The sequence below is a fragment of the Rhizobium sp. BK196 genome, from assembly GCF_014193255.1.
Classification (GTDB): domain Bacteria; phylum Pseudomonadota; class Alphaproteobacteria; order Rhizobiales; family Rhizobiaceae; genus Rhizobium.
Window position 1 is genome coordinate 417673 of the sequence record NZ_JACHZB010000002.1, and the last position, 24275, is coordinate 441947.

20 protein-coding genes and 1 pseudogene are annotated in these 24275 nt (G+C 59.3%); 9 read left to right on the forward strand and 12 right to left on the reverse strand.

Annotated elements, in window-relative coordinates:
• Positions 1-8: 8 nt before the first annotated feature.
• From FHT78_RS08530 to FHT78_RS08540, 3 genes are all read right to left on the reverse strand, one after another.
• The gene (locus FHT78_RS08530) at positions 9-839 is read right to left on the reverse strand and encodes a carbohydrate ABC transporter permease (protein WP_183742531.1); all 831 of its coding nucleotides are present in this window, start codon (positions 837-839) and stop codon (positions 9-11) included.
• Positions 839-1825, reverse strand: a complete 987-nt coding sequence (locus FHT78_RS08535; protein WP_183742533.1) for a sugar ABC transporter permease — start codon at positions 1823-1825, stop codon at positions 839-841. The genes FHT78_RS08530 and FHT78_RS08535 overlap by 1 nt, the downstream gene beginning before the upstream one ends.
• 84 nt (positions 1826-1909) lie before the next feature.
• Positions 1910-3175 (reverse strand): ABC transporter substrate-binding protein, encoded by a 1266-nt coding sequence (locus tag FHT78_RS08540; RefSeq protein WP_183742534.1) that lies wholly within the window; start codon positions 3173-3175, stop codon positions 1910-1912.
• A 300-nt stretch (positions 3176-3475) separates the two neighbouring features.
• Here FHT78_RS08540 and FHT78_RS08545 point away from each other — a divergent pair, with 300 nt between their 5' ends.
• Positions 3476-4501 (forward strand): substrate-binding domain-containing protein, encoded by a 1026-nt coding sequence (locus FHT78_RS08545; RefSeq protein WP_183742536.1) that lies wholly within the window; start codon positions 3476-3478, stop codon positions 4499-4501.
• Between the two features lie 104 nt (positions 4502-4605).
• Here the strand turns inward: FHT78_RS08545 and FHT78_RS08550 are convergent, their stop codons facing one another.
• On the reverse strand, positions 4606-5397 hold the full coding sequence (locus tag FHT78_RS08550; RefSeq protein ID WP_183742539.1) for a phenylalanine 4-monooxygenase: 792 nt from the start codon (positions 5395-5397) through the stop codon (positions 4606-4608).
• 119 nt (positions 5398-5516) lie between these two features.
• Between FHT78_RS08550 and FHT78_RS08555 the strand changes: the two genes are divergently transcribed.
• Entirely contained in the window at positions 5517-5978 is a 462-nt protein-coding gene (locus FHT78_RS08555; protein WP_183742541.1) for an Lrp/AsnC family transcriptional regulator, read from the forward strand.
• 14 nt (positions 5979-5992) lie between these two features.
• Here the strand turns inward: FHT78_RS08555 and FHT78_RS08560 are convergent, their stop codons facing one another.
• A complete protein-coding gene (locus tag FHT78_RS08560; RefSeq protein WP_183733751.1) occupies positions 5993-6493 on the reverse strand; it encodes an Lrp/AsnC family transcriptional regulator in 501 nt (166 codons plus the stop codon).
• A 127-nt stretch (positions 6494-6620) separates the two neighbouring features.
• Here FHT78_RS08560 and hppD point away from each other — a divergent pair, with 127 nt between their 5' ends.
• From hppD to maiA, 4 genes are all read left to right on the forward strand, one after another.
• Positions 6621-7730, forward strand: coding sequence for a 4-hydroxyphenylpyruvate dioxygenase (gene hppD, locus FHT78_RS08565; protein WP_183742543.1), 1110 nt, complete (start codon positions 6621-6623; stop codon positions 7728-7730).
• A 72-nt stretch (positions 7731-7802) separates the two neighbouring features.
• A complete protein-coding gene (hmgA, locus tag FHT78_RS08570; RefSeq protein WP_183742545.1) occupies positions 7803-9164 on the forward strand; it encodes a homogentisate 1,2-dioxygenase in 1362 nt (453 codons plus the stop codon).
• Positions 9165-9213: 49 nt separating this feature from the next.
• Positions 9214-10239 carry a fumarylacetoacetate hydrolase family protein gene (locus FHT78_RS08575; RefSeq protein ID WP_183742547.1) on the forward strand — a complete coding sequence of 342 codons (1026 nt, stop codon included), beginning with the start codon at positions 9214-9216 and terminating at the stop codon, positions 10237-10239.
• Positions 10236-10868, forward strand: coding sequence for a maleylacetoacetate isomerase (gene maiA / locus FHT78_RS08580; RefSeq protein ID WP_183742549.1), 633 nt, complete (start codon positions 10236-10238; stop codon positions 10866-10868). Before FHT78_RS08575 ends, maiA begins: the two co-directional genes overlap by 4 nt.
• Before the next feature lie 78 nt (positions 10869-10946).
• Here maiA and FHT78_RS08585 read toward each other — a convergent pair whose 3' ends face one another.
• Positions 10947-13967, reverse strand: coding sequence for a CHAT domain-containing protein (locus FHT78_RS08585; RefSeq protein WP_183742551.1), 3021 nt, complete (start codon positions 13965-13967; stop codon positions 10947-10949).
• Between the two features lie 332 nt (positions 13968-14299).
• Here FHT78_RS08585 and gfa point away from each other — a divergent pair, with 332 nt between their 5' ends.
• Positions 14300-14872 (forward strand): S-(hydroxymethyl)glutathione synthase, encoded by a 573-nt coding sequence (gene gfa, locus FHT78_RS08590; protein WP_183742554.1) that lies wholly within the window; start codon positions 14300-14302, stop codon positions 14870-14872.
• A 169-nt stretch (positions 14873-15041) separates the two neighbouring features.
• Here gfa and FHT78_RS08595 read toward each other — a convergent pair whose 3' ends face one another.
• Positions 15042-15689, reverse strand: a complete 648-nt coding sequence (locus tag FHT78_RS08595; protein ID WP_183742556.1) for a TetR/AcrR family transcriptional regulator — start codon at positions 15687-15689, stop codon at positions 15042-15044.
• A 137-nt stretch (positions 15690-15826) separates the two neighbouring features.
• Between FHT78_RS08595 and FHT78_RS08600 the strand changes: the two genes are divergently transcribed.
• Both FHT78_RS08600 and FHT78_RS08605 read left to right on the forward strand, forming a co-directional pair.
• A complete protein-coding gene (locus FHT78_RS08600; protein ID WP_183742558.1) occupies positions 15827-17038 on the forward strand; it encodes an HlyD family secretion protein in 1212 nt (403 codons plus the stop codon).
• Between the two features lie 23 nt (positions 17039-17061).
• Entirely contained in the window at positions 17062-18657 is a 1596-nt protein-coding gene (locus FHT78_RS08605) for a DHA2 family efflux MFS transporter permease subunit (protein ID WP_183742560.1), read from the forward strand.
• Positions 18658-18793: 136 nt separating this feature from the next.
• Here FHT78_RS08605 and FHT78_RS08610 read toward each other — a convergent pair.
• From FHT78_RS08610 to FHT78_RS08630, 5 genes and pseudogenes are all read right to left on the reverse strand, one after another.
• Positions 18794-19858: pseudogene (locus FHT78_RS08610) on the reverse strand (LLM class flavin-dependent oxidoreductase); the annotation flags it as partial.
• A 98-nt stretch (positions 19859-19956) separates the two neighbouring features.
• Positions 19957-21333, reverse strand: coding sequence for an LLM class flavin-dependent oxidoreductase (locus FHT78_RS08615; RefSeq protein WP_183742563.1), 1377 nt, complete (start codon positions 21331-21333; stop codon positions 19957-19959).
• Positions 21334-21353: 20 nt separating this feature from the next.
• Positions 21354-22094, reverse strand: coding sequence for an ABC transporter ATP-binding protein (locus FHT78_RS08620; RefSeq protein ID WP_183742565.1), 741 nt, complete (start codon positions 22092-22094; stop codon positions 21354-21356).
• On the reverse strand, positions 22070-22948 hold the full coding sequence (locus FHT78_RS08625; protein ID WP_183742566.1) for an ABC transporter permease: 879 nt from the start codon (positions 22946-22948) through the stop codon (positions 22070-22072). The genes FHT78_RS08620 and FHT78_RS08625 overlap by 25 nt, the downstream gene beginning before the upstream one ends.
• Before the next feature lie 39 nt (positions 22949-22987).
• Positions 22988-24013, reverse strand: coding sequence for an ABC transporter substrate-binding protein (locus FHT78_RS08630; RefSeq protein ID WP_183742568.1), 1026 nt, complete (start codon positions 24011-24013; stop codon positions 22988-22990).
• Between the last annotated feature and the right edge of the window lie 262 nt (positions 24014-24275).

Here is a 24275-nt window from a genome sequence, read left to right on the forward strand (position 1 = left end):
CGCTTTCCTCAGCCTTTGACGCCGCCGGCCGTCAGCCCGGAAATGATCCGGCGTTGAAAAATAAGAACAAGGATGACGACGGGCACGGTGACGATGACCGATGCCGCCATGATATTGCCCCAGGGGATTTCGAACTGACTGCCGCCCGAAAGCAGAGCGATTGCCACCGGCACCGTCCGTTGCGCATCCGACGAGGTGAAAGTCAGGGCGAACAGAAATTCATTCCAGGCGGTGATGAAGGCAAGCAGGCCTGTGGTGACAAGGGCCGGCCACATCAGCGGCATGAACACCTGCGTGATGATAACCCAGGAGGAGGCGCCGTCGACGATGGCCGCTTCCTCGATCTCGATCGGCAGATCCCGCATGAAGGTCGTCAGCACCCAGACCGTGAAAGGCAGGGTGAAGATCATATAGGAGAAAATCAGCGCGAAAGGCGTATTGAAGATGCCGATCCAGCGGATGAGCTCGAAAAGCCCTGCCAGGACTGCGATCTGCGGAAACATCGATACGGACAGGATGGTGAGCATCAAAAGTGCCCGGCCCCGGAAATGCACGCGGGCAAGCGCGTAGGATGCGGTCACGGCGAGCAGCAGCGAGGCGGCGACCACGAGGCAGGCAATGAGCAGCGAATTGCCGAGGCTGCGGATAAAGCTGCCTGTGGTCAACACGCCGGTATAGTTTTCCAGTGAGATCGAGGTCGGCCAGTAGGTGACTTCGAAGAGGGCGGTCCCGGCTTTGAAGCTCGTCAGGATCGCATAGTAGAACGGGAAGACCGCGATGACGACGATGACGGCGACCAGCAGATAGAACAGGGTATTCTTGGTGGCTGTGAGCAGCATCAGCGTTCGCTCCCCCCGAGCCTGACGCGGCCGAGCCATATGTAGAGCACCGTGACCGACGCGATGATGAGAAACAGAACGGTGGAGGCGGTCGCGCCATAGGCGAACTTGTCGAAATCGAAAAGGTTTTCGCGCGCCATCACCGACATGGTTTTGGTCTGGGCGTTGTTCGGCGTCAGCACGTAGATCAGATCGAAGATGCGCATGGCATCGAGCATGCGGAAGATTACCGCGACCATGATCGCCGGGCGTATCAGTGGCAGGGTCAGCCGCCAGAATACTTTGATGGGATTGATGCCGTCGATCTTGGCGGCTTCGTAGATGTCGGCCGGAACCATCTGCAGGGCGGCGAGGATCAGCAAGGCCATGAAGGGCGTCGTCTTCCAGACGTCGACGATCAACACGGCAATCATCGCTGTCTGAGGATCAGCGGTCCAGGCGATCTTCTGGCTGATCAGTCCGAGGCCGAGAAGCATGTCGTTCAGAATGCCGAACTGATCGTTGAGCATCCAGGCCCACATCTTGGCGGAGACGATGGTCGGGATCGCCCAGGGAATGAGGATGGCGGCGCGCACGATGCCGCGGCCAACGAATTGCGCGTTCAACACTAGGGCGACGATGAGGCCGAGCGCGGTTTCGATCGTTACCGACAGCAGCGTGAATTTTGCCGTGTTCCAGACCGCGCCCCACCAGGCGGGATCGGCCAGCAGTCCTCTATAGATCGTGCGGCCGCTCTTCAGGGTGACCCAGGAAAGATAGTTGTCGAAGCCGACGAACCGGGCATCGCCGAGATTCGTCAGCGACGCGTTGGTGAAGCTGAAATATATGGTACGAAACAGCGGCCAGCCGGCAACGATCGCCAGGATCAGCAGGGTCGGAGCTAGGAAGATCCAGGCGGATCGCACACGTTCCGAGCGCAGATCCGAAGAGATTGCCTTCGTGTGCGCGCCTGTGCTCAAATTTTGGGAGACTGCAACTTCACTCATGGAATATCCGCTTCACGAGACAATCGACGACGGCGTTATCGGAAGCGGCAGCGGCGGGAGATCCGACGCTGCCGCCTCGATTTGTTACCAGCCGCTGCCTTGCAGCGTCGTCAGATCGGCTTCGAGAAGCTCTAGGTTTTCTTCGGCCGTCCCACTGCCGGAGAGCGTGTTGTGCACGGCGGTCCAGAACTTGGCGGAAACCTCGTTATACTTGACCTTGGCAACAGCCGACGGACGCGGCACAGCGTTTTCGAAGATCGGCTTCCAGTTCGGCATGAACGGTTGCGCGGCGGCAATGTCCTTGTCGTCATAAAGCGCCGACAAGGTCGGCAGGTTGGAGAGCTCGATGGCGCGCTGCTTCTGGCTTTCCTTCGACGTCAGGAACTTGACGAGCTCGATCGCCGCATCTGGGTTCTTCGAATATTTCGAGACGGCGAGATTCCAACCGCCAAGCGTCGAGGAGGGCTTGTCGCCTTCTGCTGCAACGGGAAGCGTCGTCACGTCGAACTTGCCTTTGACAGGGCTGTCGGCGCCGTTGCCCAGCGCATAGGCGTAAGGCCAGTTACGCATGAAGACGGCATTGCCCGTCTGCCAGACGCCGCGGGATTCTTCTTCCTGATAGGCGAGTACGCCGCTCGGCGAAATCGTGCCGATCCAGCCCTTGGCGCGATTGAGTGCTGCCGCAGCTTTCTCGTTGTTGATGGAAATCGTGCCGTCGGTCTCGATGATCTGGCCGCCACCTGAGGACTTGACCCATTCCAGGGCATCGCAGGTCAGGCCTTCATAGGCATTGCCCTGGAAGACGTAACCCCAGAGATCCTTCTGACCGGCGGCGCGTTCCTTCTCCTGGATTTCCTTCGCGGTTGCCTCCATCTCGTCCCAGGTCTTCGGCGGTTGCTTGCCGTATTTCTCAAGCAGATCCTTGCGGTAGAAGAGGGCCGGCGCATCCGTATAAAGCGGCATTGCGACCAGGCGGCCGTTCACGGTTTGGGAGGCAACGATCGCCGGGAAAAAGTCGCCGACAACATCCTTGGTGGCATCCTTCAAGTCGACAAACTGGTCTGCCAACTGCGGAGCCCAGATAACATCCGTCTGGTAGACATCGACATCCGTGTTACCGGCTGCAAGCCAAAGGCGATATTGCGAAAACTGTTCCGTGGACGAAGGCGGCATGGTGACGATCTTGACCGTATTGCCGGTGGCCTTCTCGAAGGCATCGAGCTGCTTGCGGAACAGATCGAGATTCTTGCCGGTAGAGCTCGCTGAGATGCTGATCTCGGCGGCAAAGGACGGAACTGACGCGCCAATAAGCGCAGCCGCGATGGCAGCCGCGGTGAAACGAAACTTCATTTTCTCCTCCCAAAGACCAAATTGAAATCGATTTGGTTGGGAAAAACTGGCAGAAGGCCAGTGTCATGTCAAGGGAGGTTCTTCGTTGCGGCTGGTGCTTGTTTATAACTGAAAAATATCGTTTAAAATCAACAGGGATTCCGAATGGTGGCTTTCTTAAAATCTGTCGATATTCACCCCAGCGATAGGTAAATTGAAATCGGTTTGAGAAAATATAATCGACGGCTTAGAATGTGGAATTTGCGAGGCCGAATGGTATAGATGCCCGGCAGCGCAAAGCGATGAAAGTCATTTCGGTCAATGAAGCTCAAAGAGTTCGCAAAACAACTTGGATTGTCTCCCACGACCGTCAGTCGTGCGCTCAGTGGCTATCCCGAGGTAAGCGAGGTGACGCGTGCCCGCGTCGTTCAGGAGGCGGTGCGGCTGGGCTACCGACCGAACGTCAACGCGGTCAGGCTGAAAACCGGTCGGGTTGGCGCCATCGGCGTTGTCATGGGGCGCGCCGGCGAGTTTCATTTCGCAGAATTCATGGCCGGCATGGCGGAGCGTCTTATCACCGAAGACACCGATATTCTGGTCATTCCGATGGCTGATCCCGAATATGATGCCGAGATGCAACTCTACAGGCGGCTGGCGGAAAGTCAGCGGGTGGACGCGATCATCGTACATTCGCCTCGACCCAATGATCAGCGTATCGCGTTGCTGCACGAGTTAGGAATGCCGTTTCTCGTTCATGGCCGTTCAGACATAGACGTGCCCCATCCCTGGCTCGATATCGACAATGAGGGAGCGGTGCGCCGTGCGACCTCGCATCTGATTGCTCTCGGTCATACGAGGATCGCCATGATCAATGGCCGTCAGGGCGCAACGTATGCGCTGCATCGCGACATCGGTTATCGCAGTGCCCTGCAGAGCCATGGGATCGAAGTCGATCCGCAACTGATCGCCAACGGCAATTTCACCGACGAAATCGGCTTCCGCTTTGCACGATCGTTTCTCGAACAGCCGAAGCGGCCGACCGCTTTTGTCGCGGGATCCATGATGACGGCGCTCGGCATTTACCGCGCCGCGCGTTCGCTGGGGCTCCAGATCGGCAGCGATGTCTCGGTTATCGCTCACGATGACGTCTTTCCCTATTTGACGGCCGACAATATGGTCCCGTCGCTGTCGGCAACCCGGTCGTCGATGCGCGCCGCCGGTACGCGATGCGCCGATCTTGTCCTGCAACTTCTGGCCGGGCGTTCGCCCACGGAGATTCACGAATTGTGGCCGGTTGAGCTGATCCTGCGCGAGTCCACCGGCCCGGTGCGGGAGCTCCAGACGTGAGCGATTACTGTTTGTCAGGCCTGCGGAGAGCCGGACGGGCAGATCGGACAATCGGCGCGGGGAAGATTGGCGCTCGGTCCTCGCAGCCGCCTGACCCTGGCGATTCAGGAGGCTTTGGCCTCGAAAGTCGGGGCGAAATCACCCAGCGATTTTGCCTTGAGGATCGTGCCTTCGATATCCTCCTCCACGATCGCTTCCAGATCGGCGAAGCTGTCGATGACGTAGTAGATCGGCTGGAGGATATCGATCCGATAGGGCGTTCTCAGCACGCTCATGAGATCGAACGGTCGAAATTCGCAAGCCTTGCCTTCCATTGCTGCTTTCGCTTCGCTTGGCGACGAAACGATTCCTGCGCCGAAGCAGCGACGGCCCTCCGGTGTATTGATCAGGCCGAATTCGACAGTGAACCAGAAGATACGGAATAGATGCCATGAATAACCCTTGCCGAGGCGGACGGCAGTTTCGCCGAAATGCCGTACGAAATTGGCATAACTCCGATTGGTGAGCATTGGGCAGTGGCCGAAAACCTCGTGGAACAGGTCCGGCTCCTCGATATAGTCGATATGCTCGCGACGGCGTAGGAACGTTGCGAGCGGGAATTTGCCTTGTGACAGAAGTTCATAAAAGCGCGAGGGCGGAATGAGCGCGGGTACGCCTTCCACGCCGAAGCCGGTGGTCTCGTTCAGGCGTCTATTCACATCGAGAAGCTGAGGCACCTTGTCGGGCTTCAGCCCCAGCATTTGGACGCCAGCAAGATATTCGCGGCAGGCCGTATCGGCGAGCAGCTTCATCTGACGCCGGTAGAGCTCACCCCAGATCGCATCTTCCTCAGGGGTATAGGCATATAAACCATCAGGGCCGGGCAATTTGGCGGTGTAGCTGCTTTCCTTGGTCATATTCTGATCCTCCCAAGATAGCGTTTCTGCCATTATCACCCGGATTTAGAGGATTTTCTTTTCTTTCCTGGTGCCTATCGCCATAGTGGTGGCAAATATTCCCGAGCGGGATGTGAAAAATGAAAGAATCTGGGAATTTTCGTCGCAAGCTTCTTCAGCTCATCCAAGCCGACGGTAGCCTTTCGCTGGCAGACCTGGCCGAAAAGGCCGGCATGTCTCAGAGTTCGGCCTGGCGGAAGATCCAGGAACTGGAGGCCGATGGTGTCATCCGCAAGCGTGTGACGCTGCTCGATCCCGGAAAGCTCGATCTCAAGCTCTGCGTCATCGCGCATGTGACACTGGAGGATCATCACGAAGAGGCGGTAGCATCCTTCGCTTCGGTGGTGCTGGAGCGGCCAGAAATCATGGAGTGCTACGCCTTGTCAGGCGCCTTCGACTACATGCTGAAGATAAGGGCGAGGGACGTGGAAAGCTACGAAGCCTTCATGACGCGCTACCTCATGCGCAACCCGCATGTGCGCACGGTCGTATCGAGCTTCGTGTTGCGTGAGCTGAAATTCTCGACCGAACTGCCACTCTGAGGCTCGCTGCCGGATCATCGTGTGCTGTCGCCATGCCAACTGCCCGGCATATGTATCGGAAAGCCCTCGAATGTTTTCAGCGTGTCGAGCACGATCGAGGTCTTCACATGCTGCACAGACTCGTGGGGTAACAGAACGTCGTTGACGAATTTGGAAAGGTCGGCGAGCCCGCGGGTCGCTACCTTCAGGTGATAGTCCATTTCGCCGGTCAGCGCATAGGCTTCGAGAACTTCCGGCAATCCGTTGATCAGCTGCGAAAACCTGCGGGCATTGTCTCTGTTGTGGGTGGCAAGCGTCACGGAAATGACCACCAGCATATCCAGACCCAGCTTCTGTTGATCCAGATAGGCCCGGTAGCTGCGAATATATCCCTCAGACTCCAGTCTGGTGCGCCGGCGCGAGCATTGCGAGGGGGAAAGCGCGATCCGCTCCCCCAGCTCGTTGTTCGTCAGGCGGCCGTCTTTTTGAAGCTCCTGGAGCAGGCGTAAATCCAATTTGTCGAGCTGTTCATCCATTGCGTAAAATCTCCAAAATCCTCACGAACCGTGCATAGTCTCTTCCTCAGGCATGAAGAATGCAAGAACTTTGCATGCGTTTTGGGCCACACTTTGCATAGTCAAATCCAGTCCTCAGGAGGAGAAAATGGGTCCTTTTCCGCATGATGCGCCGCCCTCCGAAATCACCGCCGAGAACCCGGCCGGCACCGACGGATTCGAATTCGTCGAATTCGCCCATCCCGAACCCGAGAAGCTGCGCGAACTCTTCACGCGCATGGGCTACATCCCAGTCGCAAAGCACAAGACGAAGGACATTACCGTCTGGCGCCAGGGTGACATCAACTATGTCCTGAATGCGGAAGTCGGCAGCCATGCTGCGCGTTTCGTCGCAGAGCACGGTCCCTGCGCTCCGTCGATGGCATGGCGCGTGGTCGACGCCAGACACGCATTCGATCACGCCGTTTCAAAAGGCGCCGTGCCCTATGACGGCGACGACAAGGCGCTCGACGTCCCGGCGATCGTCGGTATTGGCGGCTCGCTGCTCTATTTCGTCGAGACCTACGGCGCGAAGGGATCGGCATACGATGCCGAGTTCGACTGGCTTGGCGAGCCTAACCCGCATCCCGAAGGGATCGGTTTTTATTATCTCGACCACCTGACTCACAACGTCTTCCGCGGCAACATGGACAAGTGGTGGGATTTTTATCGAAACCTGTTCAATTTCAAGCAGATCCACTTCTTCGACATCGATGGGCGCATCACCGGTCTGGTGAGCCGCGCCATCACCTCGCCTTGCGGCAAGATCCGTATTCCGCTGAATGAATCGAAGGACGATACGAGCCAGATCGAGGAATATCTAAAGAAATACAGAGGTGAGGGCATCCAGCATATCGCCGTTGGAACGGAAGATATCTACGAGGCCACCGACAGGCTTGCCGACAATGGTCTGCGCTTCATGCCGGGGCCCCCGGAAACCTACTATGACATGTCCTATGAACGTGTGAACGGCCATAGTGAACCTGTCGAGCGCATGAAGAAGCATGGCATCCTCATCGACGGCGAAGGCGTGGTGAATGGCGGCATGACGAAAATCCTGCTGCAGATCTTCTCCAAGACTGTCATCGGCCCGATCTTCTTCGAATTCATCCAACGTAAGGGCGACGAGGGCTTCGGCGAGGGGAATTTCCGCGCTCTCTTCGAGTCGATCGAGGCCGATCAGATCAAGCGTGGTGTCATCGGGACCGCGGCGGAGTAAACTCTCGGGGTCACGTCGCGCGTCTGAAAGGGCGCGCGGCGTTGCAAGAGTTTCCGGGGGAGGAGTTGAGCAATGGACCAGACATCGATCCAGGCTTCCGAGGGTGAAGCAGCTATTGCGAACAAGCTGAAATATATGCCGGGGTTCGGCAACGACTTCGAAACGGAGTCGCTTCCCGGCGCCTTGCCGCAGGGCCAGAACAGCCCTCAGAAATGCAATTACGGTCTTTATGCCGAGCAGCTTTCCGGCTCGCCGTTTACTGCGCCGCGCGGGACGAACGAAAGGTCCTGGCTTTATCGCATTCGCCCGAGTGTGCGTCACACAGGCCGCTTCTCGAACGCTTCCTACCCGCTCTGGAAAACCGCGCCTTGCCTGGACGAGCATTCGCTCCCCCTCGGGCAGCTTCGCTGGAATCCCATTCCCGAGCCAACCGAGAAACTGACGTTTCTTCAGGGGGTGCGGACAATGACGACGGCGGGCGATGTCACGACCCAGGTTGGCATGTCGGCCCACGTCTATGTCTTCAATAAGGACATGGTGGACGATTACTTCTTCAACGCCGATGGTGAGCTGCTGATCGTGCCGCAGCTCGGCGCCATCAGGGTGTTCACCGAAATGGGCATCATGGATGTAGAGCCCCTGGAAATATGCCTTATCCCTCGCGGCATGATGTTCAAGGTCCTGTGCAGCGGTGAGCAGACCGTCTGGCGTGGATATATCTGCGAGAATTACGGCGCGAAATTCACCCTGCCGGACCGCGGTCCCATCGGCGCCAACTGCCTGGCGAATCCGCGCGACTTCAAGACACCCGTCGCCGCGTTCGAAGACAAGGAAAAGGCTTGCCGCGTCCATGTGAAGTGGTGCGGAAAATTCTATGTCACCGATATTGGTCATTCACCGCTCGACGTGGTGGCCTGGCACGGCAATTATGCCCCCTTCAAATACGATCTGCGGACATTTTCGCCTGTTGGCGCGATCAGCTTTGATCACCCTGATCCGTCGATTTTTTCGGTGTTGACCGCCCCGACCGAAGATGCCGGCACGGCCAATGTGGATTTTGTGATCTTTCCACCGCGCTGGCTGGTAGCCGAGCACACTTTCCGTCCGCCCTGGTATCACCGCAATATCATGAGCGAGTTCATGGGCCTGATCCATGGCCAATATGACGCGAAGGAGGAGGGTTTCGTCCCCGGCGGCATGAGCCTACACAACATGATGCTTGCCCACGGGCCGGATGCGCTCGCTTTCGAAAAGGCATCCAATGCCGAGCTCAAGCCTGTGAAGCTGGATGACACCATGGCCTTCATGTTCGAGACCCGCTATCCGCAGCAATTGACGAAATACGCAGCCGAGCTTGAAACGCTGCAGGATGATTACCTGGAATGCTGGAACGGCCTGAAACGCAAGTTCGACGGGACCCCCGGTATCAAGTGATGACATCAAGTGAAGATCGGCCAGGCATCCTCTGGCACGGGAATGGGACATGAAGCTTGCGACGTTGAAAGACTCCACGAGAGATGGCCGGCTCGTTGTCGTCTCCCGCGACCTTACCTGCTATTCCGAAGTCGGTCACATTGCCCGCACTTTGCAGGCGGCTCTCGATGACTGGGAGCACGTTGCCCCAAGACTCGAACTGATTGCCGAAGGCATCGAGACCGGAGGCCAGCCGACGACCCGGTTTCACGAACATGACGCCGCATCGCCCTTGCCGCGGGCCTACCAATGGGCCGACGGTTCGGCCTACGTCAACCATGTCGAATTGGTACGCAAGGCGAGGGGCGCCGAAATGCCGGCGAGTTTTTGGACCGATCCGCTGATGTATCAAGGTGGTTCGGACGGGTTCCTCGGGCCGCGCGATCCGATCGTGGTGGCTGACGAAGCTTATGGGATCGATATGGAGGGGGAGGTTGCCGTCATTACCGGCGACGTTGCCATGGGCTCCAGTCCGGAAACTGCGCGCGATGCCATCCTTCTGGTGATGCTCGTCAACGACGTGTCGCTGCGCGGTCTCATACCCGACGAGCTGGCAAAGGGATTTGGTTTCTTCCAGTCCAAGCCGGCATCAGCATTTTCCCCGGTCGCGGTGACGCCGGACGAGCTCGGAGAGGCGTGGGATGGCGGCAAGGTGTGTCTGCCGCTGCTTGTGAGCCTGAACGGCAAGCCATTCGGCAAGGCGAATGCCGGCATCGACATGACGTTTGATTTTGGCCAGCTCGTCGCCCATGCAGCCAAAACCCGCAATCTGGTGGCCGGAACGATCATCGGCTCGGGCACGGTTTCCAACAAGCTGGATGGCGGAGCGGGCAGGGCGGTCGAAGACGGAGGGGACGGTTACTCATGCATCGCTGAAGTACGGATGATTGAGACGATCGAGTCCGGGTCGCCGAAAACTCCATACATGAAGTTTGGGGACCATGTTCGCATCGAGATGAAGGATCATGCCGGCCACTCGATCTTCGGAGCGATTGAGCAGACGGTTGAGAAGTATCAGGGGGCTGGCCTGCAGTGAATAACGTCATTCTTTACGATTACTGGAGGTCATCGGCGAGCTATCGCGTCCGTATTGCGCTCAATCTCCTGGCGATCGACTACAAAACGGTACCCATCAACCTGTTGGAGGGAACGCACAGGAAGCCGGAATATCTGGCGCTCAACCCGCAGGGGTTTGTGCCGACATTGGTAATCGACGGGAAAACGCTGATCCAGTCGCTGGCAATCATCGAGTATCTGGCCGAGCTTCGGCCGGAATGCGGATTACTGCCGCCGGATATTGCCGATCGCCAGAAAGTGCGCGCCTTCGCATACGCGGTCGCCATGGACATCCATCCCATATGCAACACCCACGTCGTGGCGCATCTCATGACCGTAACGGACAAGGCCGACGCTCGCGAGGAATGGATGAAGCATTTCATCACCGACGGACTTCGCAAACTGGAAGCCATGATTAACGGAGCCGATGGAGAGTTCAGCTTCGGAGATACACCGACGATGGCGGACCTCTGTCTTGTTCCCCAGGTCTACAATGCCCGCCGCTGGGGAGTGGACATGACCGATTTCAAGCGCATCGTCGATATCGATGGCAGATGCGCCAGACTGCCGGCCTTCCAGGCGGCCCATCCTGACCGCGCGAAACCTTGACCCAAAACCAGCTCCGGCGGAATGATCCCGAGTCTTGCCGGTTGTTTGATCGAGCCACCGAGATACTGCCTGAGCTGATCATCCCTCAAAGAGAACAAACGCTGCCCAGAGCGATGGATCGCTGGCCTTTTCGATTTTGCCGCCTATGGCCTCGATGCGGGTCCTTCGGAGTGCTGCGGCATAATCGAGCTTGTCTTCCGTCAACATCTGATAGTAGCGCGCCATGAAATTGGCGGTGCCTTCGTCATCGACCGACCACAGAGTGAGCAGTGAGCGCCTGACCCCTGCAATGGCAAGCGCCGTCGGCAGACCGCGAACATTGCCTATGCGGCTTGGATCGCCAAGTGCCGTCTGGCAGGCCGATAACACGACGAGATCGGTTGAGGAAAGATCCCAGTTCATCAGTTCGCGTGCATAAAGAATGCCGTCATCATCATTGACATCCGGCTCTTGCGCTCCGACTTTGCCGGCAACGATGAGGCCGCTGCGCCATAATGCGTCGGTGGTTTCCTCATCGGCATCAGCTGCAAAGAAGCCGTGGGTCGCAAGATGGATGATGGAAGCGTCGGCTGAAGCCTTGCGGATCGGTGTTTCCATACCGGTGGTTCCACTCAACGAAACCACGTCGAGGCCGGCAGCTTTCAGCTTATTTCCCACCTCATGGATCTCACGGCGCGTAAAGGGCAGAGCGCGTTGATGCTGGTATTTCAAATCGCCGACGACGAGCGCCTTTTCGCCTGGTATCGGCCCGTCGCGCCTGGGCGCGAAGAGGATCGCATCCTCCCGCGTCAGTATGTGCACCTCGAATGCCTCGTCGAGATGTCTGCCATCGTCCGTCTTCATCATCGCGAATGGGATGCTGTAGAGGGCTCCGTCGGGAACGATATAAAGCTGCGTCTTGTCTTCGAGCACATCCTTCAGCGGGCCGAAAAGCGACTGATAGAGCTTGCCGAAGCGCCTGTCCGGATCCTCTTCTGCTGCTGCCTGCTTGATGATCGCGCCAAGGGCGCCGAGATCGAAGATGACGGGTACCTCACCCTTGCGACGCACGATCGCTTGAAGCTTTGAATCCGCGCTGTCGGCATCGCCATTGCGCGCGCGCCGTGAACTGACGAAGAAGTCCACCATCGCCGCTTTTGTACCGAGGACGTCTTCCACGGATTGCGTGGCGATGTTTTGGCCGAGTGATTTCGGCAACCGATCGCGGGCCGCTTTCAGTTCGCTCAGAATCTGACGGACTTCGGTGTCCACATCGCCCGAAGAAAGCAATTCCTGCTGTTGACCCAAAAGCCTTACAACGGTTTCAACGAGCCTATGCACATCGGGATCGGTTGTTTCTGCCACCATGCGCAGGCGGGTGCGCTCGCCGCTCTCCATGGTTTTCCAGCGCGCCACCGCGCCGGCATAGGGCGTTGCGGCTTCCGGACTGGATTGCGCGAAATCGCCGAATGCGCGCAGCATATCATCGGCAAGGCGACGCGTCGTTTCCGCGACATAGCGGTTGCCTGACGACCCGACCTCGCGCAGCATCCAATCGAACATCTTCTCGTCAAGCTGTTGGAAACTTTGCAACGTCTCGGCATCCTTGCGACGCATGTGGGTTGTCGCGACCTCGAGCAATGCGTCGAAGGTCAGGGGATGGAGCTCGCCAAAGGCTCCTTTCGAGATCTCGTAGGCTTCCTGGCGTAGAGTAAGGGCACGCCCGGTGTCGTCCCGCATTTCGAACTGCTCGGCTGCGAGCTGCGCTGTTTTGATCCGCATCAGGTCGGGCGCGCTGCGCCAGTCCTTTATTGCCGCCATCTCCTCCAGCGACTTGTCGTCCATCCGCGCGTGGCGAAGGAAATAAGCCTTTGTATATTCCTTCCACTTTTCGCCCTGCGCGGCATGTTCCGAGTGTGGGTCGGCGATTTCCGCACCGATCTTGCGCTGCTCTTCGAAGGCCTTTAGCGCTCCATCTCTGTCCCCGAGGGCGAGCAGATCGAGGCCAAGATTGGAGGCACTGACCAGCGCCTGGATACTTGCATGTCCGTAATGGGCGATACGCAGTTTGAGGAGGTCTTCGTCAATACCACGGGCGACTTCAGGATGGTCGACCATGCGTAATGCTTCGGCATAATTGTTGGCGGTCCGCCAGGTCAGCGGCACCTGATCTCCAAGCGACGAAAGGGCCGTCTGATAGACTTCTTCCTGGATGTTGAGGCCGGATGCGACGGCGCCGTTGTTGACGAGGAACGAAGCCAGATTGTCGCCGCCCGAGATCGCTTCTTCGGATGTTTCGCCGTATTGCCGTTGCAGCATCTCGCGAGCTGTTTGGGCCGTCCGGAGTGTCGCATCGATGTCGTCGCCGGACCTCTGCAGAAATCGCGAATATTCAAACCACAGCGTGGCGAGTTCGCGGCTTTCGATTTTGGCTGCATTGGTGCCGAGACCTTCCGTATAAAAGGCCTCGGCTGCCGCTATTTGCCCGCTATCCGCAAAGGACTGTGCAGCCGTCGTGTATTCCGAAAGCGTGAGGCCGTAGTTTATGCCGGCGGCGGCATGGCGCAAGGCCGACTGCAAGCGGATGAAACCTTCCTGCGTGTCCCCGGTTTCCAGAAAACTATAGGCGCCGATGATGCGAGCCATGATCTCGGATTTGCTGTCCTCTCCCGACATGGCGACGGCTTTTTCGATATAGGCCTTGACTGATTTCTGCTGGCTATCACGATCGCCAAGCATGCCCTGAGCGTGCAGGAGCAGGTTGTAGAACAGGGCGATTCCATCGCTGTCCAGCTCGTTCGTCAGCTCGCCACGGACCGCGAGTGCGTCTCGTGCCAGACGCTGCCAAGCATTCACCTCTGCATCCAGCTTCAACGCCTGGAGGCCGAAACGCCCCGCCAAAATGCGCTCTCCCTCCTTGCGGAAGTCCTGACTTGCCGACCATGCAAGCGCACGGCCGGCGTTCGGGTCGCGATCGGATAGTTGGTTGACCTGCTGCCCAATTTCTGCTGCGCGCGCTTCGGCGGACCGATGTTGGCCGGTGGCAGCTGGAGGGGCGGTGAGGAGAAGCGCAAGCAGCGCGGCGCCGGCAACCGGCAGGGGATGTGTTTTTACTACCATTATCCGGATCAACATAAATTACGAGAAACGCTAAAAGAGCTAGAGCGGGGCGACCATTCGTCGAGAGGCAGGAGGATCGTGATGCTCGGATGGCTCGCGACCTCTGTCCTTGCGGTCGTCGAGGTCACCGCTGGCTGAGCGTCCCTAAAGTCGGGGACGGATACCGTGCCTGATCCCGTGGCATGAACAGAAGAAGGGCGGACGATATCGACCGCGTGGTGATATACTCGGTCTAGGAGGAGGTCTCGCGCCGGCAGTCGAGGGGTTTGCGCGGTGACACAGGGCTTGGCCATGGCATTCCGCCTCGGCCCAGGAAGGGAAGGAGACAACGCATGAACAATGTAGCGATCCACCCAATCGTGGATTCAGGATACCGGGCGACCGATGCGTCCTTTGTCGGCGGCACGCTCGTGTGCAATTGCGCGAGCAATCCGGTGAAAGTCCGCGTCACGGGCGATATTGCCCATAACCATGCCTGTGGCTGCACGAAATGCTGGAAGCCGAAGGGTGCAGTCTTTTCCGTGGTTGCCGTGGCGCCGACCGCTAATGTCGAGGTTCTGGAGAACGGAAACAAGCTGGCGGTCGTCGATCCGTCTGCGCTGATCCAGCGCCATGCCTGCAAGGATTGCGGGGTCCACATGTACGGACCTGTCGAGCGCGACCATGCCTTTCAGGGCCTTTCCTTTGTTCATCCCGAACGGTTCGAGGAGAAGGGCTGGGCGGCACCCGGCTTTGCCGCTTTCGTATCGTCGATTATCGAAAGCGGATATGACCCTGGCAAAATGGGCGCCGTACGCTCGCGTCTCAAGGAAGTTGGGCTTGAGCCTTACGATTGCCTGTCGCCCGGGCTGATGGACTTGATCGCCACCTGGACGGCGAAAAAGATGGGAGTTCTCGCGGCCTGATGTAGCGCAGATTCGCCGGATGCCGTCGCGATCCCCGCGACGGTGTTCCGGCGCGACATAGATTTCATGATATTGCGCCGGACAATCCGGCGATTGGTATCTCTACCACTAGCTGAAGTTCCTCGGCATTTCAGCGGCCACGTCTTTCGCGTGGATGCTCCCTATTGCCCTAGGCTGTGCATCCCTTGAGGAAAATATCCGCACACATTTTCGCCCTCGCAGCGATCTCTTCGATATTCGGCGGCGGAAGCTGGCGTAGCATGGCGGCGCGCTGGGGTTCCATGATCATCATACCGCGCAGCATGCCGCAGGCAGCGTGCGGGTCTTCGAGCTTGATCAACCCGTGCTCCACCTGGCGGCGCAGCCAGTTTTCCATCGACGCGTTGGTGCGATTGATTGCCTTTTCGTAAAAGGAGGTGGCGAGTTCGGGAAAGCGATCGGATTCGCCGATGACGAGTCGGGTAATCGTGATCGTGTCCTGCGAAAGCGTCAGCATACCATAGGCCATCAGCATGCGCTCCAGACCCTGGTGAAGCCCGGCCGTCCCCAGTGTGCCGGGGTCGAGCGCCAGCAGGAAGCGTCCGGTGCGATCCGAGACCATTTCGGAAAACAGATCCGCCTTCGTTGGAAACAGGCGATAGAGCGTCTTGGTCGAAACGCCGGCTTCCTGGGCGATCGCGGCGATGCAGGCCGCGGCATAACCGTTCTCGTGAAACTGTTTATTGGCGGCCTCGATGAGCACGCTACGCGTATCCTCGTCACAACGCACCTGCGGCCGGCCACGCGGCTTCTTCTCGATATTGTGATTTTGGACCATTGTTATTTTCCAAATTCCCGTTGACTTCTCTTTTCTAACTCATATTTTGGAAAACATCAAGTTTCCTAAATGAAGCTTGAGCCAAATTTCAAGGCCGCGGCCGAGACGACAGCGACCTTCCCCCAAGGAGAGAAACGATGTCCGCCAAGACGCTGCATGCCCTGAATAATAATGCCGCCCCGGCCGATATATCGGTAACAGAAGCGGCAGCCGCCGCCACGCCTGCAACGCTTGACGCAGGCAAGACGCCGCTTGTCAACAATCCCGCCGCCTCCGCTCCGGCTTCGGAAGCACCGGCCCGCAGACGCGGCCGCCGCTCGCTGCTAATTGGTGTGGCAACCATCGCCATCATCGCCGCTGCCACCTATTACGGCCACAATTACTGGACGGTCGGCCGTTTCGAGGTCGCGACCGACGATGCCTATGTCAAAGCAGATAGCACGGCGGTCGCGCCGAAGGTTTCCGGCTATCTTGCCGAGGTTCTTGTCAGCGACAATGAAACGGTAAAGGCCGGCCAGCCGCTAGCCCGCATCGATGACCGCGATTTCCGCACGGCGCTCGATCAGGCGAAAGCCGATGTCGCAGCCGCCGAAGCGACCGTCAATGCCAAGCAGGCTTCGCTCGATATCCAGCAGTCGACGATTGCCGCCGCCCGGGCCACACTCGATGTCGACAAGGCCAATGAGACCTTCGCCGAGCAGAACAATAAACGCTATACCAACCTTGCCACCAGCGGTTATGCGCCGGTCCAGACGGCCCAGCAGGCAGCTTCCGCAATTGCGGCCGCCCAGGCAACGATCGTTCGGGACACGGCGGCTCTCGACGCCGCAACCAAGCAGGTCGATCTTCTGAATGCCGAACTTGCCCAGGCCAAGGCGACGCTTGCCCGTGATCAGGCAGTCGCGCACCAGGCTGAGCTCAATCTCTCCTACGCAACGATCGTCGCGCCGGTAGACGGCGCGGTCGGCAACCGCACCCTGCGTGTCGGCCAATATGTCCAGGCCGGCACTCAGCTGATGGCTGTGGTGCCGACGACGGCTGCCTATATCGTCGCCAACTACAAGGAGACGCAGCTGACCGATGTCCATGCCGGTCAGCCGGTCGATATCGAGGTCGATATGTTCCCCGGCCGCACCTATCACGGCCATGTGGACAGCCTGTCGCCGGCAAGCGGCCAGGAGTTTGCCCTGCTGCCGCCCGATAACGCCACCGGCAACTTCACCAAGGTTGTCCAGCGCATTCCGGTCAAGATCGTGCTTGATGGCGATGCCGCAGAAAAGGGCGATCTCCGCCCCGGCATGTCCGTCCAGCCAAGCATCGACACCAAGGTCGATGCTGCCGGCAACTAAGCGAAGGGACAGGAGATCGTGTCATGTCCAGTATCGCAACAACATCAGGCGCTATCCCGCAGCCGCGCGCCAGCACAAAGGCCAGCGCAAGGGAGTGGATCGCCGTTCTCGCCGGCATGATCGGCGCCTTCATGGCGATCCTCAATATTCAGATCACCAATGCCTCGCTTCTTGATATCGAGGGCGGCATCGGTACGGGTGTCGACAACGGCGCCTGGATCTCTACCTCCTACCTGATCGGCGAGATCGTCGTCATTCCGCTGACGGCCTACTTCAGCAACGTTTTCTCGTTTCGCCGCTATATCCTCGTCAATTCCATCCTCTTTCCGCTCTTCTCTATGGCCTGTGCCTTCGCGCATGACCTCGGCACGATGATCCTGCTGCGCGGCCTGCAGGGCTTTGCCGGAGGCGTGTTGATCCCCATGGCCTTCACCATGGTGCTGACCAAGCTGCCGAAGAGCCAGCAGCCGCTCGGCCTTGCCGTCTTTGCCCTGTCGGTCACGTTTGCCCCAGCCATCGGTCCGACGATCGGTGGTTACCTGACGGAGAATTACGGCTGGCAGACGATCTTCTTCATCAACACCATCCCGAGCCTCATCATGGCGGCCGCTCTCGCTCTGACGCTGGAGAAGCAGCCGATGCAGCTTCATCTCCTGAAGGAGGGCGATTGGGCCGGCATCATCACCATGGCAATCGGCCTTTCGGCTCTGCAGACCGTGCTCGAAGAAGGCAACAAGGACGACTGGTTCTCCTCGCCCTTCATCGTCAAGCTCGGCATCGTGGCCTTCGTCTTCCTGGCCGCCTTCATCTGGATCGAGCTCACCGTCAAGAAGCCGCTGGTGAAGCTGCGCCTACTCACTCAGCGCAATTTCGGCATCGGTGTGCTGGTCAATGTGCTGGTTGGCGTCGCACTCTTCGGCACCGTCTACATCCTGCCGCAATATCTTGGCCAGGTTCAGCGCTACAATGCCGAACAGATCGGCAATGTGCTCGCCTGGACCGGCCTGCCTCAGCTGCTGCTCATCCCGCTGGTGCCTGTGCTGATGAAGCGGTTCGATGCCCGCTATATCGGCTTTCTCGGAATCTCGATCTTCGCGATCAGCTGCTTCATGAACATCACGCTCTCGGCCAACAATGGCGGCGACCAGTTCTGGATTCCGAATATCGTGCGCGCCATCGGCCAGGCCCTGGTGCTGACGCCGATCACGGCAATCACCACCGCCGGCATCGCACCCGCCGATGCCGCCGCCGCTTCGGGGCTGACCAATATGCTGCGCAATCTCGGCGGTGCCGTCGGCACGGCTTCGCTCGGCACCATCCTGACGAAGCGCGAGCAGTTCCACTCGAACATCATCGGTCAGTCGATCACCTTGACCCGTGACGAGGTGCGCGACCGCCTGACCCAGCTGTCAGGTTACTTCACCCAGCACGGTGTCACCGATCCGGCCGTCGCATCGCAGAAGGCGATCGTCGCCCTTGGCCAGATCGTCAAACGTCAGGCACTGATCATGGGTTTCAGCGATACATTCGCCGTCATCGGTGTGGTGCTCGCGCTGGCAGCAGTTGCTCTGCTTCTCACGAAAAAGCCGCAGGCCGGCGGAGGCGCGGGCGCCCATTGAGGCGCCGGTCTCAAGCCTGCCAGCCTAGCCACTGCCGCATCTGCACCGGGTCGGCGACGACCGGGTGCTTTCAGCTGAGCGCCTCGGCATCAGCTTGGCGCCTTTCCCCCATATCAGCAGCAGACGGCACGGAGCCTTTTAGCAAAGGCAGCAATTGGTTCCCTTGTCGCTTGATCTCCGAGAGATAAGGCGTGTCGGAGAGCACGAAATGACTGATGCCGAGTGCCTGGTACTTTCGCAGCGAGCGTGCCACATCCTCGGCGGAACCCACCAGCCAGGTCGTGCCCGCGCCGCCGCCGCCGAATTTGCCGGGGGCAGTGTAAAGATTGTCGTCGAGCACTTCACAGCGCTGATAAAGGTCGAGCAGGCGCTGCTGGCCGACGGCGACGACCCGCTGATGGTCGTGCCAGCCGGCACCGCTATTCTCCGCCATTTCGGCGACCTTCGCTTCTGCGTCGGCCCAGGCTTCTTCCGTCGTGTCGCGTACCAGCGTCGTAATCCTGAGACCGAATTGAAGCGGCGGCAGGTCGCGGTCGAGATCGCGGCTCAGCCGCGTTAAACGGTCGATCCGTTCGCGCACGCCATCGAGCGGTTCGCCCCAGAAGAGCTGGACGTCGGCTTCGGTGGCCGAGACGCGCTCGGCAGCTTCCGATGCGCCGCCGAAATAAAGCTTCGGATGGCGACGCTCGCCTTTCGCCTGGATGCGCGGCACCACAGTGGATTCGGCGACCCCGAAGTGTTCGCCGGCAAAGGTGACGTTTTCCTCCGTCCAAAGTTTTCGCACCAGCCGCATGAATTCCTTGGTGCGCGCGTAGCGGTGCGCCTGGTCGCCCTCACTATCGCCATAGGCGGCAAGATCGTCCTTGCCGGAGACGACGTTGACACGCACGCGCCCGCCGGTGAGATGATCGAGCGAGGCGGCGGCCGAAGCGAAATTCGCCGGCCTCCAGTAGCCAGGACGGATCGCGATCAGCGGCTCGAAGGTCGTCGTCCGCGCCGCAAGCGCAGTTGCAACGGTGAAGGTGTCCGGCCGGCCCCAGCCGGTGCCGATGAGCGCGCCCTTCCAGCCATGCTCTTCAAGTGCCTTGGCATGGCTCGTCAGCGTTTCGAGGCTGTTGTGGTTTTCGGCTGCCAAATCGCCACGGTGGCCAGGTTTGACGGCATTGGGGATATACCAGAGGAATTCCGGATTGTTACTCATACGATACGCCTGCCGTTTTCTATGATGGATTATCAAGGATAGGATAGATAGCCGGATCCTCTCCGAGCCCGGCCATCCCGTGTCTCTGCGGTGATGAACTACCCCGCCGCCCGGCTTTCTTCGCCCTGCTTTACCCTGAGAGCCAGGCCATTCGGCGGGCGGCGAAGGCCGAGGTTCTCGCGCAGTGTCGTGCCCTCGTACTCTTCCCGGAAAAGACCGCGCTTGCGCAGGATCGGCACAACCTGATCGACAAAGTCAGTCAGTCCCGTTGGCAGGATAGGCGGCATGATGTTGAAGGCGTCGGCCGCAGCATTGTCGAACCATTCCTGCATCGCATCTGCAACCTGTTCCGGCGTGCCGACCACCGTGCGGTGACCGCGAGCAGTGGCGACCGCCAGATAGAACTCGCGGAGTGTCATATTGTTGCGGGAAACCAGATCGGTGACCAGCTTGAGGCGGCTCTTATTGAGCTCGGTGCTGTCGGGAAGCGGCGGAGCGGGATCGTCTAGCGAATAACCCGAGAGATCGACGCCCTTGTAGTGGCGTGACAGGATATTCCAGGCGACCGAGGGGTGGACGAGCGACTGGATATAGTCGTAATTCGCCTTTGCCTCAGCCTCCGTACCGCCGAGGACCGGGAAGATGCCGGGGCTGATAAGCAATTCGTCGGGGCTGCGCCCATAGCGGGCAAGACGTCCTTTGACGTCCGAGTAGAATTCCTGAGCATCTTCCAGCGTCTGGTTGGCGGTAAAGATCATCTCCGCGGTTCGCGCGGCGAGTTCGCGTCCGGGCTCGGATGCGCCGGCTTGCACGATCACGGGATAGCCCTGGACGGGGCGGCCGACATTCAATGGTCCGCTGACACTAAAGAACTGGCCCTGATGATCAAGCTGATGCACCTTGTCCGGATCAAGGTAGACGCCGCTTTCCTTGTCGCGGATGAAGGCATCGTCCTCATAGGAATCCCATAGGCCCTTCACCAGATCGATGAATTCTTCGGCCCGGGCATATCTGTCGGCATGAGCAGGGTGGCCGGGAATGGAGAAATTCCTGGAGACATCGGCGCCTGTGGTCACGACGTTCCAGGCTGCCCGCCCTTTGGAAATATAGTCGAGCGAGGCGAATTTGCGGGCGAGCAGATAGGGGTCTTCATAGGTGGTGGAGGCCGTGGCGACGAAACCGATATGGCTTGTGGCCTGCGAGAGCGCCGCCCACAGGGTGACCGGCTCGAAATGGGCGCCTTGCGCTGTACGGCGCAGCGCTTCCGGATCCTTGGCGCGCTCCCAGCCGGCGGGGCTGTCGGCAACGAAAACGAGATCGAACTTGCCGCGTTCCGCCGTCTGAACCAGATCGCGATAGTGATCGATATTCAAGCCAGCGTCGGCCTGCGCGTCCGGGTGGCGCCAGGCGGCGACATGATGGCCCGTTGCCATGATGAATGCGCCAAGCCGTATCTGTCTTTTCTGACTAGCCATGATGAGGATCTCCGTTGGTTTCAGGCGGCGCGGCGGCCGGGGGCATCGACCCCGAGCCGGCTCAGAAGCCGGGTTCGGATCTGTGCGAAGCGCGGATCGCCGTGGTCGCGCGGCATGGCCAGGTCGATACGCAGATCCTCCACGAAACGGCCCTCGTCGAGCACCAGGATCCGGTCGGCGAGCGAGATCGCCTCATCGACATCATGGGTGACGAGCAGGACGGCAGGGCGGTGTTTTGCACAAAGCTCCCGCAGGAGGTCATGCATCTTCAGCCGGGTCAGCGCATCGAGCGCGCCGAAGGGTTCGTCAGCCAGCAGCAGTGCCGGCTCGCGCACCAGCGAGCGGGCAAGTGCCACCCTCTGCTGTTCGCCGCCCGACAGCTGGTTCGGCCAGGCAGTTTCGCGTCCTTCGAGATCGACTTCGGCGAGCGCCTTGCGTCCGGCCTCCTGTCCTGTTTCACCGGGCAGGCCGAGGGTGACGTTCTGAATGACCGTGCGCCAGGGCAGCAGGCGGGCGTCCTGAAAGATCACGGAAAGCCTTTCCGGGGTCTCAAGCGTACCCGTTCCCTTGACCTCATGATCGAGGCCGGCAAGAGCTCTGAGAAAAGTGCTCTTGCCTGATCCGCTTTTCCCGAGCAGGGCCACGAACTCGCCCTCACCAATATCGAGATCCACACCGTCGAGGATCGTCTTCGCCGCAAAACGTCGGACGAGATTTTCAACGCGGACGGCTGCCTTCAGTTGGCCAGAGTACGGCGCCATGACAGGACCCTCCGTTCGAGCAGGCGGACGAGACCGTCCGAGACGAGGCCGAGCAGCACATAGACCACGAGGCCGACGAGAATAACGTCGGTCTGCCCATAAGTGCGGGCAAGATCGATCATGTATCCGAGGCCGCTGGTGGAGTTGATCTGTTCGACCACCACGAGCGACACCCAGCAGAGCGTGACGGCAAAGCGCAGGCCGAGGAGGAAGCCGGGCAGGGCGCCGGGCAGCACGACCTGGAAGATGAAGTCCGTCTGGCTCATGCGCAGCGTTTCGGCGAGCTCGACATAGCGGCTGTCGATGCTGCGCAGTGCGTTATGGGTGTGGATGTAGATGGGGATGATGACGGCAAGCACGATGGTCGTGACCTTCATGCTTTCGCCAATCCCGAACCACAGAATGAAAAGCGGGATCAGCGCCAGCGTCGGGATCGCGCGCTTGATCTGGATTGGCCCGTCAATCAGCGCCTCGCCGATGCGGGATAGGCCGGCGATGACCGCGAGAGCCGTGCCGATGACGAGGCCGATGCTGAGGCCTAGCAGTGCGCGCGTCGCAGACGTCACGAAATTATCCTGCAGGCGACCCTCGGCGATCAACCGTCCAAAGGCCTCGATGACCGTCCAGGGGGCAGAGAGAATGCGCGGATCAATCCATCCGAATGTCGATCCGGTAATCCAGGCAAGCACCAGCAATGCCGGGCCGATCTGAAGTCCGAACGGTATCTCGCGTCCGGGACCGAGCCTGCGGCGGGTGCGGGGAGCTGCGTGTTTTGCTGTAGCTGTTATGCCGGCGCTTTCGCGCGGCGATCTCCGTGATGTCTTGATGTTATCTGCATCCCAGGTGGTTGCCATGCTTGCGATCTCCTCTCTTCGCTATGAAACGGCACGCGGTCACTGGCTTCTTGGCAGGGCGTCAGCAGCGATTTTTTCGAAGCGGTTGTCGAAGATCTGTTCGACGTCGAAGGGCTTGTAGCCAAGTTCGTCAGCCAGGAGGTTGATGGTTTCCTGATGGCGCTTCTTCACGTCTGCCCAGCTATCCGGGATGACCTGGGTGCCCGAGAGCTTGACGAGAAACTCGGCGTCCTCGCGGCTGAGACCCTGTTGGCCGATGTAATATTCCTTGATCCAGATTTCGGGATTCTGATCGACCCATTCGGTTGCCCGTGCCCAGAGACGGACATATTCGGCAAGGGCGGCTGCCTTTGCGGGATCGTCCAGCACCCATTGCGGTGCATAGAGATGGGCGGGGTCGTCACGAAGTCCGTGCTCGATCAGGCTCGCACCATCGGAGCCATACTGGCTGACGTAGCGGCGGATATTGACGCCGCCGAGCGGCGCAATATCGACCTGTTTGCTGGCGAGCGCCTTCGGATAGACGTCGCCGGTGCTCGGCAGCTCGACCAGTGTCGCGTCTTTCTTCGTCAGGCCTGCGGCGTGTAGCGCGCGAAGCACGAGTGTACCCTGGGCTTGGCCCGGGCTGAAGGCGATGCGCTTGCCGCGGAAATCCGCGAGCGACTTGACGTCGACGCCAGGCGCGATGCCGAAACGGTAGATTGGATTGACAATCGGATCCTTCCGTTCGCGATAGGCGATGTTGCGGACCGGCAGATTGTTCCAGGTTGCAAAGATCGACGGGATTTCGGCTACGGAGCCGACATCAAGTGCATGCGCGCGGAAGGCTTCGGATGTCTGGGGGCCACCGCTGAGATTTGCCCATTTGACCTCGAAGGTAAGTTCCTTGACGAGGCCGGAAACCTCGAGAGCCTTCTGTGTCACGGGATCGCCGATCGTCAGAACCGTTCCTTGTGGCACCTTGTCGAGGAGCGGCGCGCTCGTCTCGGCCAATGCCGCGCTGCCGAAGATGCCGAGGAAGATGAGGCCCACGACAGCCGTTCCCAATGTTTTTGCCAATGTCATCGTCGATGTTTCCCGTTCGAGGTTGCAATATCAGGAGCGATGACGGACAGGGTGTCGAATTGTCTATAAAATCTATAGACTATTTATTTCGTTCGTTCACCGGTTCATGAAAAATCCTACCAATTATGCAGGCGTGACAGATGCGCGCGTTGCCGGCGAGCGCCAGCGATTTCCTGCTTATGCGAGAAGACACAGCCCTGCGATGTGATGAGATCGAGGTCAGAGCAGTGAAGCCAATGAAATGTCCAAGCCATTTCGTCGT